Below are 13796 nucleotides of genomic sequence, written 5' to 3'. Positions count from 1 at the left end.
CATCTCTGCGCTAACCGGACGGTGAGCCGCTGCTAACCGTCCGGTTAGCAGACCCAATCGAAGACATAACGATTCGCCCCTGTGCAAAACGGGCGAGTGCATCGATGTCCTTAAGAATCAGTGGCTTACATCTACAACTAGGTAGACATCCCGATTTTAGGACGCTGGCATTCGGGTTGCAAAAGCCAAGGCATGAACACGGAGATGGTTATGCCCCCCAAAGGAAACCCCAAGCCCTGGAATACCCCGGACTTTGAAGTCAGATTCAGAGAAGCGATGGGTCGGAGCATGACCCCTCAGGAGCGCGAGTTTTTCGGCCTGAAGGAAGAAGATGACGGAGATCAGGTTTCGTCGAATGAAGCCTCCGATCGCGCGCAGTTCGCGTGGCAGGCTTTGCGGCGAATCAGCGCGCTGCTTGGGTGAGGAAGTATGTTACGGACCTGCAGCGGCCAAGGCTAGATCGGCCGAACCAGCAGGTTGAGTGCATTGGCTGGAGTGGATCAAATGTATAGCGCAATTGGTCTACATCACGAGGGAAGTTGGATCGCCGCATGCAACCCATCGGCGTATGGCCACATCGATTCTGGCCTTTTACAGGACCTCCGCGTGGCTTACTTCTTCGATCCTGAATCAGTGCGCAAGAGCATGACTGACGTCGGCATCTGCTTAGTAAACGGAGTTCTCGATCAGGAACGCATTCAAGAGCTGCGAAACGTTTTCCCCAAGGATGCCCATGGCATTCGCAATCTGCTCGATCTGCAGATGATTCGCGAACTGGCCTGCTCAGAATCGGTGAAAGGACTGGCGCAGTCCGTTTTGGGTAACGATTGTTTCGCTGTGCGAGGAATCTTCTTTGATAAACCCTCGAATGCTAATTGGAAATTATGCTTTCATCAGGACGTGACTATTGAAGTGCAGTTCAGAAAGGATGCGCCTGGCTTCTGCAATTGGAGGGTAAAGGATCAAATCCAGTGTGTTCAACCACCGACTGAAATCCTGAAGCGCATCGTTTCTGTCCGTCTTCATCTGGATGATTCGCGCAGCGACAACGGTCCACTGCGCATCTTCCGCGGTAGTCATAAAAATGGGCGGCTAACCCAGTCGCAAATCGACCAGATCATTGAGTCGGAGACTCCGGTCGAGTGTCGTGTTCCAGTTGGGGGGGCGCTGATGATGAAGCCTTTCGTTGTACACGGCTCATCGTCAGCGCTTAATCCTACGCACCGCAGAGTGATTCATCTCGACTACGCTGCGGATGATCTGCCGCATGGACTTGAATGGCGTCACCGCGTTTACTCGGCATGAAGTATCCTAGCGATTACTTCATCGCCGAGGACTCATGCCCGTGCCGCCGCAACCGCCCAGCGTAAAACTCACTTCCACAAACGATTACCGCGAGAGCTACTCCAACAGCGTGCAGGTACGCGTAAGCGTATGGGACTTCTTTCTGGCCTTTGGTACACTCCGCGCCCAAACACCCACTGAGGTCGAGGTGGCCAATTTCCAGGGAATCTATTTGAGCCCGCAGCAAGCCAAAGCGCTGCTGATGATTCTTCAGCAGAATGTCTCGCAATACGAAAGCGCGTTCGGCGAGATCAAGCTCGATCCACAGTTTGCACAGCAGGGACCGGTGAACTGATCTTGTCCCAAGCTTCTCAGTGACAAAATCGCTCAGGACAACATGCGCTTGAGGCCCGCCAGAGAGAATGCAATCACGTCTTTAAATTTTCTTGGAATTCGTGGCGTTCACATTTTCGCACTAATCTTTACGACGATTTTCCTTCTGCATTCGCCATTGCTCCGCCTTCCTTACTTTTGGGATGAGGCCGGCTATTACATTCCCGCCGCGTACGATTTCTTCACGCGCGGGTCTTTGATTCCGAGCTCTGTCCCCAGTAACGCGCACCCTCCGCTTCCGCAGATTTATTTAGCCTTTTGGTGGAGGCTCTCGGCGTTCAAGCCCGCCGTAACGCGGACGGCGATGCTTCTGGTGGCTGCTTTTGCGCTAGTCGTCATTTTCAAACTCTCGCAAATGTTGGCTAATACGCAGATTGCGATAGCAGTGACTATTTGCACCGCGCTTTATCCCGTCTGGTTTGCGCAGACCTCGCTGGCGCACGCCGATTTGCCGGCTGCAGCATTCTCTTTATGGGGACTTTACTTTTACTTTCGCAGCTCCCTTGGCGCACCACCGACTTTTGCTACGAGACAGGAGATGACGCCCGAAGCACCGCACCGGCAACGCGATGCATGGCTGGCAGCAGCCTTCTTCTGGGTGAGCGCACTCTCAAAAGAGACATCCGTCATCATTCCGATTTCTCTCGCGATTTATGACCTAATGGCCAAACTGCGATGCAAGCCCGCAGGTTCGGTGCAGATTGTTGTGCGCTCAGCGCTGCTGCTCTCGAGCGTGATACCTCTTGGGATTTGGTACCTTTACCACCGGCTACGTACTGGGTTCTTTTTCGGGAATCCGGAATTCTATGCTTACAACGTTGCAGGAACTCTCGCACCTTTGCGGGTCATCCTGTCGATTGGCCTCCGTTCATGGCAAATGCTTGGCTACATGAACTTGTGGCTGCTTACGCTGGCTACGCTGTGGGCTATGCGTTATCCAGCGCTTAAAGAGCGCGATGGCAGTGAGCATCCCCGCATCGCGCTGCAAGTTCAATACCGTATTGCCGCGATTCTCGTAGCGAATGCACTTCTGTTCTCGTTGGTTGGAGGAGCAGCGCTCGCGCGCTATCTACTTCCGGTCTACCCGCTAGTGATCCTGATCGGCATTTCAACTGTGCGCCGACGCCTTGCAGAGTGGACCGCCGTCGTAGGCCTGATTCTCGCAGGATTCGTGCTATCCCTCTTCGCGAATCCATTTGGCTATAGCGCTCCCGAAGACAACCTGTCGTATCGGGATTATGTGATGTTGCACAAGCAGGCTGTAGACCGACTGCAACAACGCGACCCCCACGCTCGTGTGCTAACTGCCTGGACAGCGACGGACGAACTCACAAAGCCATTTCTGGGCTACGTAAAGCAACCGATGAGCGTGGTTCGCATTGCGGATTTCTCGTATGAGCAACTGCAACTTGGTCGCATGGCCTCGGGAGAATACGACGTTGCCCTCTTGTTCTCTACGAAACAGACACCCCAGACTTCATTGCTCGACAGGTGGCCCTGGTGGGAGCGCGTCAGCCACAACTACTTCGGATTTCACCGAGATCTCTCCCCGCAAGCTGCAGCCGAAACCCTTGGAGGCCGCATCACTTGGGAGGAGAGACGTGGCCGGCAGTGGGTTGCGATCGTGAATTTTGATCGGATGGAGAATGCGCGCCGTGATACTGAAGTCTTCGGCGGTGATGCAGGAGCTATTCACAGCCGAAGCGCCAAAAGCCGAACGGGTTAGTTCTACACTATTTCGCTAGTGGAACCGTAGCTGCCTGTTTCGCCTTCGCCAACTTCACCGTGGCTTTCGGATGTTTCTTCTCCGTCACCGCAGCAGTAACAGCTATCTGCGGCGGGCGCTTTCCGAAATATTTATCGGCGTGCGCCTGCATAGTTGGCATCGCTAAATAAGGTTTGGAGTAGTCGTTGCGCGCGTTCCAGAACAGGAAGCCAATGCCGCCTTGATCTCGTGCAGTGCTTACTTGACGCAGAATGTACTGCGGCGAATAGCTCTTCGTGCGCCAGGAGAATGCCTGCAGCCAGGGACGGATCACAACGCCACTGCCTGCCGTGATGGTTTCAAATCGGACCATCGACGTTCCGATGAAGTGCTCGGGCTCGTCGCCGGGATGAGCGTAGCCGTCCATTCCAAAGAAGTGCGAAGGATAGATCATCGGCGAGAGGACATCGCAGTACTTGGCCATACGCACAATGTCTTGCCCGGTATGCGCCAGATCGACGTTGCGCTGCCACGCCATAATTCCGAATACATCGAGCGAGACCAGGACGCCTTCAGGATGCAGCTGCTGATACGCACGATCAAGGAAGTCGGCGATTACATCAGCGCGCTTCCAATCAGGATGTGCCGTCTGGAAATGGAACTTCGCGTCCGCCTGGTTCCCTTCAGCCGGAAAACGCACATAGTCGAACTGGATCTCGTCGGCTCCAGACTTTGCCACCCACTTCGCTAAGGCGATGTCGTATTCCTGAACTTGGGGATTGGAAGTATCAGTCCACACTAGCTTCCCGTTTTCACGCCATGGCTGCCTTGTAGAACGCGATTGCACAGCGAGTTCCGAATGATCACGAGCAATGTGTTCGTCGCGGAAAAGCGCAATGCGAGCAATCGCATGTAGGTTCATCGAGTGGAGATAACGAACGAACTTCGGCAAATTGGGAATCGCCCGATGATTGTGCGGGGCCAGCGCATCCTCGAACGGCACGCTCAGTGAACCGTCGCTGTCTTTGATATCGAAGACCACAGAGTTTCCGCCCACCTCATGCCAGTGCTGAATGATCTTGATCCCCTTCGCGCTACCGGCCATCGCGCCCGTGAGATAAATCGCGCGCACCTCTTCATCCTTAGCCATCGGTACCGAGTGCTCAACTATGGGCTGGGGCTCGATACACGGAATCAATAATGTCTGCCCCTTCTTCACGTACAGTTGCTTTTCAGGCAGGTGATTGACATTACGAATCTGCGTTTCCAAGTCGCTGGCCAGCATGACCGATGACTGCGGCAAATAGTGATGAGCAATCGCACTTACCGGTTCGGTCTTCTCCACGGCATATGAAATTGTGTTCGGAGGAAGTGCAGGACTGGTGGGCACTGCCGCCGTAGCGCTCTGGGGAGCCGATGCTGGGTTTTGAGTGGCGGCCTTGGAGACGCCGCATCCAGAAATCGCAAAAATAAACGCGAGAGTTATCACAGACCCGATGGTACGAACGGGAGAGGATTGCATGGATTTTTTGTCCTGAGTCTCTGAAGTAATCCGGACTATAGCATTGATTCCAGAGTACCTCTTTTGCATTCGGAGCTGACTGGTTACCAAAGGGTTGGCTAGCCATTGCCTGCCAGTTTTGATACGCGGCAGATGCGGTACAGGATGCAGCAATGGCCTGTGCAAAACTTTCAAACAACTCAACTTGCCGGTTTATGTATCTGACCAGATATACGGTCGCTCTACACTGAGCGGCGGTCCCATGGAACATTGATGAGGGACTTCTAATGAGAACCGGCCTAAATGCCGCGCTTGACCCCACTCGGCGGGGTTCGGACGCCGAAGATTTCGAGCGCAACTTGCGTCGCAGGATCGTCGGTCAGGACGACGCAATTCAAAAAATGACCGAGATTTATCAGATGTTTCTGGCAGGATTGAATCCTCCCAATCGTCCTGTCGGCAATCTTCTTTTTCTTGGCCCTACTGGTACTGGCAAGACTCGTGTGGTAGAAGCGGTCGCGGAGACGCTCTTTGGCGAAACTCGCGCCTGCATCAAGATCGATTGCGCGGAATTCCAGCATAGTCACGAAATTGCCAAACTCATCGGTTCGCCACCTGGCTACCTGGGACATCGCGAGACTCATCCTCTGCTCACGCAGGAAGCGTTGAACCAGTGGCACACAGAAAAGCTGCGTCTCTCGCTGCTACTCTTTGACGAGATTGAAAAGGCCAGCGACTCGCTGTGGCAATTGCTGCTCGGCATTCTCGATAAGGCCACGCTCACGCTTGGAGACAACCGTCGAGTCGATCTTTCTCAATGCGTCATTGTCATGACGTCGAACCTCGGCGCCGGAGAGATGAGCGAACTCATCACCGGAGGTCTTGGCTTTGGGCAGAAGTCCAATCAGATCGATGCCAAGCTCGATGACAAGATCACTCGCACCGCCACCGAAGCGGCTCGCAGGAAGTTTTCGCCTGAGTTCATGAACCGCATCGACAAGGCAGTAGTGTTCAAGACGCTCAAACCGGAGCATCTGGAGCAGATTCTCGAGATCGAGTTAGGAATGGTTCAGCAGCGGATTCTGCAAGCAACCGGCAATGCTCAATTTGTCTTCAGCTGCACGCCGAAGGTCAAAAAGTTCCTGCTGCAGGAAGGCACGGACAGCAAGTATGGAGCTCGGCATCTCAAGCGCGCGATCGAGAAGAATGTCGTATTCCCACTGGCGAATCTTGTCGCAACCGGTCAGTTAAAGCTTGGCGACTTCGTGCGCATCGACATGCAGGAAAGCAAGCTCTCCTTCGTCAAAGAAGCGGAGGGAGCCTTGGTTCCGGTGTTGCTCGAAAAGTATGGTCAGGAAGTCGGAGCCGCTGCCGCTGGGGCGGCTGCTCGCCCCGCAAGATCGCCACTCACGAAACGCGATTTCGGCCCATCCAGCCTAGTCGATAAGTGATTCATCTTCATTTAGATGGCTAGAAGAGAGCGGCCTGCGTCGCTCTCTTTTGTCTTTATCGGCATCTACTAGCCACCGCATGGCCCTCCTGCGCAACTCCAGCGGGAAACTGAGGTTCTCTACAATAGGAGGTTTGAATTGCGCACCCGTCGAGTAAGAGGAGAGTGTCAATGACGCTTTATCCGCGCACAACTCGAGTAACTGCAGTAGTGCTCTGTCTATTGCTCTTAGCTCCTGAAGGACTTCTCGCGCGTGTTCAGCCCACTAGCGGCTCGAACATGTTCACAGTCGATCAGGAGATTCAGGCTGGCCAGGAAGCGGTCGCGCAGACCAACCGCCAATATCCGGTTTTGCCCGATTCAAGCCAAGTCACCCAATACGTCCAACAACTGGGACGTAGACTTGTTCAGTACGCTCCAGGAGAAAAGTGGCCCTACCAGTTTCACGTGGTCAATCAGAAGGAGATTAATGCCTTCGCCCTGCCGGGTGGACCGCTATATGTAAACGTGGGAACCATTCAGGCTGCGGACAACGAGGCTCAGCTCGCCGGCGTGATGTCGCATGAACTCTCGCACATCATTCAACGCCATGCCACTCGCGCAGCTACCAAGCAATACAAGGCACAGGTGGGCTTGGGAATTCTCGGCGCAGTCCTAGGCGGCAGCATCGGAGGACAACTCGCTGCTGCCGGCATTTCCTTCGCAGCAGGCTCCTACTTTCTGAAGAACTCGCGGCAATCCGAGAAGGAAGCTGATCTGCTCGGAACCGACATCATGTACGACGCGGGCTACGATCCCATCCAGCTGCCAAAGTTTTTTGAAAAGATCGAAGCCGAGGGCAGTCAGGGTCCCCAGTTTCTCAGCGATCACCCAAACCCAGGCAACCGCGTCGCCTACTGCGAAGCCGAGGTTCAGACGCTTCCCTCAAAGCGATTCCGCGAAGACAGTCCGCAATTCGCTGAGATTCACCGTCTGGTGATGAACATGCGTCCGCTGACTGCGCAACAAATAGCGGAACAGGACCAACGCGGCGGCTTTAACCCTAGCGGTGTGAGTGATGGTTCCACGGGCGGGCAAGTGAGTTCGGTATCGCGCGACACCGGATATTCCGCCAGCGGCAATTTCCAGCAACTGAATCATGGCGCCTTCACAATTAGTTACCCGTCGAACTGGCAGGTCTACGGCGATACTCAGTCCGCGGTCACCATCGCGCCACAAAATGGGGTTGGGAAGGACTCCAACGGGCAGAGCTCAGTAGCGGTCGGCGTAATCATAGATCGCTTCGAGCCGGAGCAGGGCCGTCCCCTCGATCAGGCGACCCACGACCTGGTTGCAAGCCTTCGACAATCAAATCCCGATTTGAGACAAGTCGGAAACGACGAAACGATTCGTGTGAACGGAGTGCCTGGCCGCTCCGCCGATCTGATCGGAACTTCGCCGATTCAGAGCAACAACGGACGCGCACAAAGAGAGCGCGATTGGTTAGTGACCGTCGGCCAGCAGGATGGGACGTTGCTCTACCTGGTGTTCATCGCACCGCAGAATCAGTTTGATCAGTTACGTCCCACATTCGAGCAGATGTTGAGGACGCTCAGATTAAAGTGATTTTTCGCCGAGGAGACAGGAAGAAAGCCAAAAGGCGGATTGAACACCGGAGGACCCGAAAGACACAGAGGGATGCGGTTTTTCTCGATCTCACTTCTTTTTTCGATGTTACTTCAATGATCTGAACGGTTTGTGCAATACCTCTTCACCCAATGGAAACCTCCGTGCCCTCTGTGTCCTCCATGTTCCATTGCAGTTTTGCTTCTCTCCGTGTCGCCACGGTGAATTAGCCCTTTTTCAATTCCACGAGCACCTGCCGAGCCACCTCGCGCAGAGTCTCAAAAACCCCGCTTCCCTGAAATGCAATCGCCTCAAACACTGGCTCATTCCTCTTCAGTAAGTCCTTCTTCAGCTCTTCCACAGGCATCACGTTCGGCAGATCCCGTTTGTTAAGCTGAAGGACGTAGGGAATTTTTGCAAAGTCGTAGCCGTGTTCTTTGAGGTTGTCCTGCAAGTTGTCGAGTGCCTCGATGTTGGCGTCCATACGCTCCGGCTGTGAATCCGCGACGAAGACTACTCCATCAACTCCTCGTAGGATGAGCTTACGGCTGGCGTCGTAGAAGACCTGTCCAGGCACGGTGTAGAGGTGAAAACGCGTCTTGAAACCACGGACCGTTCCCAAATCGAGTGGAAGGAAGTCGAAGAAGAGCGTTCGGTCGGTTTCGGTGGCCAGCGAGATCATCTTGCCCTTTTGCTTCTCGTTGGTCCTCTCGAAGATGTGCTGAAGATTGGTAGTCTTCCCGCCTAAACCCGCTCCGTAATATACGATTTTGCAATTAATCTCGCGGGCAGCGAAATTGATGAAGCTCAATTAGTCGTCCTCACAATGAGCCGCATTTCGGCGGGGTTCGTCTTGCGGTAAACAATGCTGAAACCGGTTCTTATACCATACCAGTTTCATGCAATTGCATTGTGCACTGAGGTACTCTTACTGTCGCCCCGGAGGTAACGGATAGTATCCCGCCTTGGCCGTCACGCGCAGCCCCGGACGAGCCACGCGCACTTCGATGTCGCGATAATTCTCAGCCAGAGTGCCTTGCGTGTAATAGCCAAGCGTGTACTGATTGCGTGCGACCAGGGTCACTGCAGAGTAAGCGTTCTCGATCGCTTGCTTGGTGAACTCGCTGAAAACTTCTCCGCCGGTTGCGCTCGCATACTTCGGAAGAATGTTGCCGGTGCCCGTGCCGGGAACATTCACCTGCTCCAGCTTCCGCCAGACTGGAATGCCCGCCGGCCCCACGCCGATCGCATAGACAGAGATCTTGTTGGTCAACAAAATCTTCAACACATCGGCATAAGAGGCGCGGCTGCCGTCTTCTCTTCCATCTCCCACAATCATGATCACGCGACGCCGAGCGGGCTGCACTTTGGAAAGATCGAGCGCAGCCTGCAGTATGGCGTCGTTTAACACTCGACGATCTTTAGGAATAATCGGTATCTGCGGAACGCTTGGATCAAGCGGTCGCCCATTCACTGTAGGACCACCTTCGAACGGACCACCGCTTACAGGAACTCCGCCGCTCTGTTGTCCGCGCTTGGTCTCCACAATGCGATTGAGGGCCGCGGTCAATCGATCTCCAGCGGTGGTGAAACTCGATTCTCTTATGACCGAATTTCCATACGTATAAACAGCCACTTCATCGTATTGACTAAATGCTCCCTGCAAAGCCTGAACACCGGATTGCACTTTGCGCAATGATGTATCCGCCATGCCGACATCAATCAATACCGCCGCCGAAATCGCTAGAGGATCGCTGGTGAAGTAAGTCACCTTTTGGCGCGCGCCATTCTCGTAAACCGTAAAGTCCTTCGGCAGCAGGCCTTCCACCATCTTGCCGTAGCTGTCCTTGACCGTGACCGGAATCTCCACAAAATTTGTAGTGCTGACGAGCTTGTACAAGCGATCAGTATCTGGGGTTACTGGATTGCGAACCGGCTGACTTGCAGCAGGAGGATTGTCACTATTGGCGCTGGCCGAGTTTCCAGCCTCAGGCTGTGCGGGCTGATCTACTCTGGGCTGCGCCGCCGGAGGCGCAGAGTCGTGCGAGCTGGATTCCGGAGAAGCGGGGGGCGCAGGAGGCGGAAAGGTCTTCTGCGGCTGCGGCGCGTCGGGAAGATTCTTCGGCTGGGATTGGGCGCTAACACCCATTGCAACTGCAAGAACGAAGTGGAAAGTCAGCAACAGCCCTCGCCATGGTCCTGCCTGCATTCACTTCCTACCTTTCAAAAGTAAGACCGCCACGATGATCGCCGAGCCAACCGCACGACAAACACACTACAATTGTGTCTAAGCTTAGCAAAAAGCCACCTGTATCCTTATGAAGTTCCAAGACCCGTTCTTTTGCAACGTAATTCGCCGGATTCTCTCATTATTTCTCCTTCCCCTGTGTTGGATGATGCTGGCCTTGCCGTCGGCCTCACAAACTCAGAACCTGCCGCCCCCAACGAGTCCCGACACCGGCCCACAGACCAATAGCGACGAAGGCGCCGGTCCTACCATTCGCGATCGCACTAAAAAGCAGGAGGACAATGCAGTCGAGACCCTGAAGGTCAACGTCGACGTCGTGAGCCTGCTGTTCAACGTGAAGGACAAAGGCGGACACCTGCTTCCCAACCTGAACAAGGACGAGTTTCAGATCGTGGAAGACGGAAAGCCGCAAAACATCAAGTACTTCAAAGCGGAATCGAACCTGCCACTCACGATTGGCATCCTTCTCGACACCAGTTTCAGCCAGGATCGCGTGCTTCCTATCGAGAAAGAAGTTGGCGCTCAATTTCTGCAACGACTGTTGCGCAAAGAGGACGAAGCTTTTCTCATCAGCTTCGACGTGAATGTCGATCTCCTTCAGGACTTCACCAACTCGGAACACGACATTCGCAAAGGAATGAACACCGCCAAGATCAACGGCGGTGGCGCGGTCGGGGGGCTGCCCGGTATCGGGCAGGGGCCAGTGCCTATCGGCAATCCGAAGGGCACACTGCTCTACGACGCGGTCTATCTGGCAGCACACGACAAACTGCGGAGTGAAGTCGGTCGAAAAGCTCTCGTCCTATTAACCGATGGCGAAGACCAGGGGAGCCAGCTCAAGCTGCAAGACGCCCTCGAAGCCGCCCAAAAATCCGATGCCATTGTCTACGTCCTGCTGATCAGCGATAGCGGAGTCGCCGCAGGAACTGGCGCTGGACTCATGAAAAAGCTCTGCGAAGAAACCGGCGGACGCGTGATCCACGTTGGCAACAATCGTGACAAGCTCGAGAAAGCCTTCGACCAGGTTTCAACGGAACTCCGCAGCCAATACAGCATTGGCTACACGCCAACCAACAACAAACATGACGGCACGTTCCGTAAGGTGGAAATCAAGACCAAGGAAGGTTATAAGGTCCAGGCGAGGAAGGGATACTACGCAGCCGCGAGCTGAGTCAAAGCGAGAGACGCAAGCATCCTCCCTCTCCAGTTTGCGCACCGGCAAATCGCGACGAAGGCTAACCAAACAGCATGGAGAAACGCAGCATCCTGCGCCCTACTGAGCACCCACTGCTGCCGAAGCTCTCTCCGCTGACCGCGGTGCGAAGTAGCCCTTACGGCTACGAACCTTGTACTTCTTATTGAGCGCTTCGATATCGATGCTGCGGTATTTTCCATCAGTCAAAAAGTCGGCTGGCTTGTAGGAAACCGCATATTGGCTGCGCAGCTCTTCCTGAATCTGCGAGAAGGCGTCGGAAACTTCTTCGATCTTGAACGGGAAGAAAGCACGTCCGCCCGTGGCGTTTGCGATGACTTCGAGAATCTTGTCTCCACGGCTCTTGGTGCCGCTGACATTCGTGCTGATCGTGTACACAATCACTTCAGCGCGCTGTGCCTCTTCGATCGCGTCGTCGCGCGTTACCCGACTCTGGTTGTCTTCGCCGTCGGATAGCAAGATAATGGCGCGGCGCTGCCCTCCACGGTTGCTCGTTGTCTTGATGAGCTTGTCGTGACAGGCTCCATACACCGCGTCGTACAGCGCGGTGCCTCCGCCCGGACGCAGCATGCGAACGCCCGCGGCGAGCTTCTCCGGATTATTCGTGAAGTCCTGCGTGATCTCAGGAGTCGTATCGAAGCCAATCACGAACGCCTGGTCGCGATCCGGGTGAACGATCTGGTTCAAGAACTCGATCGCAGCCTGCTGCTCAAAACGAAAGCGATCGCGAATCGAGTTGCTGGCGTCTACTAACAGCCCTACCCGAAGTGGGAGATTTGTCTCCGAAGCAAAATTGCGTACGTTCGCCGGCGGCCTGTTGTTGTCGAGAATGCGGAAATCCGCTTCCTTGAGATCCTTGACATAGTGGTTGTGCTTATCAGTAACGGTGAAGACGACATTTACTTCGTTCACTGGAACAACGATGTTGAACGGTTTATCCTGACTCCCTTCAGCTTCGTTCTTATTAGGAGCAGGAGGCGTCTGCGCCTGAGCTGCCGGTTCCGTTTGGGGAACGCCATTCGCCGGTTGATGTGGTCTGAGCTTCGGATCGAGAGTCTCGAGCACCGGCTGCTGTGGCTTAGCATCTTCGGACGCAGGGGGAGCGGCCGGTTGAGCAGGTTGCGGCGGCGGAGCCGGCGGACGTTGCTGTTCCAGAGTTGCTGAAGGCGCCGAAGGCAAGCTGCTGCCATCTTGGGCAGAGGCACTAAACGCCAGAGCCGCAGCCAATGGCGCGATTAGAATTAAACGTGAGACTCTCATCGGAAACACTATTATAGCTGTCCTGAAAACAGGGATGCATGTTACCGATAGCAAGTCGTCTGCCAACACTGCTCCGATTCCACAGCACCTTATGAATATGAATCCTTCAACTCCAGTTTTTTGAGGAAGTTCTGAAGCTCCTCAGGGAGGGGACGCTCAAAATGAAGACGCTCGTGAGTAATCGGATGTACGAACTCCAGCCGGGCGGAGTGAAGAAAATTCCGAGTCAGAGAGAGTTGCTCGTCGCTACCACGATTTTCTCGCTTACTTCGCGTCACTGGCCTTTGCGCCTGCAGCACTCTTGGTGCTCCATAGAGGGTGTCTCCCACAACGGGATGATGAAGTGATGATAAGTGCACCCGTATCTGATGAGTCCGTCCGGTTTCGATGTCCACATCCAGCAGGGCGAATTTGCCGTAACGCGTGTCCAGTTTGCGCCGGATGACGAAATGCGACACCGCCGCTCTCCCGCCTTCACGCCGGGTGGTCATGCGCATTGGACGCAGGCGGTCGCGGCTGATCTCAGCTGAAATCATTCCCTTCTCCGCCGGCCAACCACTCACTAGTGCGATATATTTCTTCTTGACTTGCCGCGACGAAAATTGCGCCGCCAACTTGCGATGCGCTTCCTCGGTCTTCGCCACAACCATCAGGCCACTGGTTTCTTTGTCTAAGCGATGTACGATTCCGGGCCTGGCTTCGCCTCCAAGTTCACTCAACTTTTGAAAGCGAAATAACAAAGCATTCACCAGCGTTCCACGATTGCGCTCCTCATCGCCTGCTCCAGCATGAACAATCATTCCTGCAGGTTTGTTGATAACCGCCAGATATTCGTCCTCGTAAACCACCTCCAGCGGGATGTCCTCGGGAGTAGCTTTCAGTGGCGGACGCTCCGCCTCGCCAAGCACCTCGATCAGTTCGTCGCCATGCAACTTCAGCGAAGGCTTAGCAATCGCGCCATTTACCTGAACCTTTTGCTGCTCGATCAGTTCCTGCACGCGCGCGCGGCTGACGTTCATAAGCGCTGAAGTGAGAAATTGATCGAGACGGCGTCCTGAGTCTTCTGAAGTTGCTCGGAATGCTTGCTGTGCTGCTTTCATGTATTTAGCGGTGACCTAGCGAGCGGCAGGTGTAGGA

12 protein-coding genes are annotated in these 13796 nt (G+C 54.6%); 7 read left to right on the top strand and 5 right to left on the bottom strand.

The annotated features are described in order from the left end of the window. Positions 1-210 precede the first annotated feature (210 nt). From DMG62_04390 to DMG62_04375, 4 genes are all read left to right on the top strand, one after another. Positions 211-423 (top strand): hypothetical protein, encoded by a 213-nt coding sequence (locus DMG62_04390; GenBank protein PYY24250.1) that lies wholly within the window; start codon positions 211-213, stop codon positions 421-423. 81 nt (positions 424-504) lie between these two features. After that, a complete protein-coding gene (locus tag DMG62_04385; GenBank protein PYY24249.1) occupies positions 505-1305 on the top strand; it encodes a phytanoyl-CoA dioxygenase in 801 nt (266 codons plus the stop codon). 34 nt (positions 1306-1339) lie between these two features. Beyond that, positions 1340-1639: a DUF3467 domain-containing protein gene (locus DMG62_04380; GenBank protein ID PYY24248.1), complete on the top strand. Its 300-nt coding sequence runs from the start codon at positions 1340-1342 to the stop codon at positions 1637-1639. A gap of 42 nt (positions 1640-1681) precedes the next feature. Continuing rightward, complete coding sequence (locus DMG62_04375; GenBank protein PYY24247.1) at positions 1682-3403, top strand: glycosyltransferase; 1722 nt, start codon at positions 1682-1684, stop codon at positions 3401-3403. 7 nt (positions 3404-3410) lie between these two features. Here DMG62_04375 and DMG62_04370 read toward each other — a convergent pair whose 3' ends face one another. Then, positions 3411-5057, bottom strand: a complete 1647-nt coding sequence (locus DMG62_04370; protein ID PYY24246.1) for a hypothetical protein — start codon at positions 5055-5057, stop codon at positions 3411-3413. A gap of 113 nt (positions 5058-5170) precedes the next feature. Here DMG62_04370 and DMG62_04365 point away from each other — a divergent pair, with 113 nt between their 5' ends. Together DMG62_04365 and DMG62_04360 are read left to right on the top strand one after the other, a co-directional pair. Then, a complete protein-coding gene (locus DMG62_04365; protein ID PYY24245.1) occupies positions 5171-6334 on the top strand; it encodes an ATP-dependent Clp protease ATP-binding subunit in 1164 nt (387 codons plus the stop codon). Positions 6335-6504: 170 nt separating this feature from the next. Beyond that, complete coding sequence (locus DMG62_04360) at positions 6505-7938, top strand: hypothetical protein (protein PYY24244.1); 1434 nt, start codon at positions 6505-6507, stop codon at positions 7936-7938. A 226-nt stretch (positions 7939-8164) separates the two neighbouring features. Here the strand turns inward: DMG62_04360 and DMG62_04355 are convergent, their stop codons facing one another. After that, complete coding sequence (locus tag DMG62_04355) at positions 8165-8749, bottom strand: gliding-motility protein MglA (protein PYY24243.1); 585 nt, start codon at positions 8747-8749, stop codon at positions 8165-8167. 117 nt (positions 8750-8866) lie between these two features. Beyond that, positions 8867-10147, bottom strand: a complete 1281-nt coding sequence (locus DMG62_04350; protein ID PYY24242.1) for a hypothetical protein — start codon at positions 10145-10147, stop codon at positions 8867-8869. A gap of 187 nt (positions 10148-10334) precedes the next feature. Here DMG62_04350 and DMG62_04345 point away from each other — a divergent pair, with 187 nt between their 5' ends. Then, a complete protein-coding gene (locus DMG62_04345; GenBank protein PYY24325.1) occupies positions 10335-11357 on the top strand; it encodes a VWA domain-containing protein in 1023 nt (340 codons plus the stop codon). Between the two features lie 102 nt (positions 11358-11459). Here DMG62_04345 and DMG62_04340 read toward each other — a convergent pair whose 3' ends face one another. Together DMG62_04340 and DMG62_04335 are read right to left on the bottom strand one after the other, a co-directional pair. Beyond that, positions 11460-12659 (bottom strand): VWA domain-containing protein, encoded by a 1200-nt coding sequence (locus DMG62_04340; protein ID PYY24241.1) that lies wholly within the window; start codon positions 12657-12659, stop codon positions 11460-11462. An 89-nt stretch (positions 12660-12748) separates the two neighbouring features. Next, entirely contained in the window at positions 12749-13759 is a 1011-nt protein-coding gene (locus DMG62_04335; GenBank protein PYY24240.1) for an RluA family pseudouridine synthase, read from the bottom strand. Between the last annotated feature and the right edge of the window lie 37 nt (positions 13760-13796).

It is taken from the genome of Acidobacteriota bacterium, assembly GCA_003225175.1.
Taxonomy (GTDB): Bacteria; Acidobacteriota; Terriglobia; order Terriglobales; family Acidobacteriaceae; genus Gp1-AA112.
The sequence above is the reverse complement of the archived record's forward strand: the minus strand, read 5'-3'. Positions and strand labels throughout refer to the sequence as shown.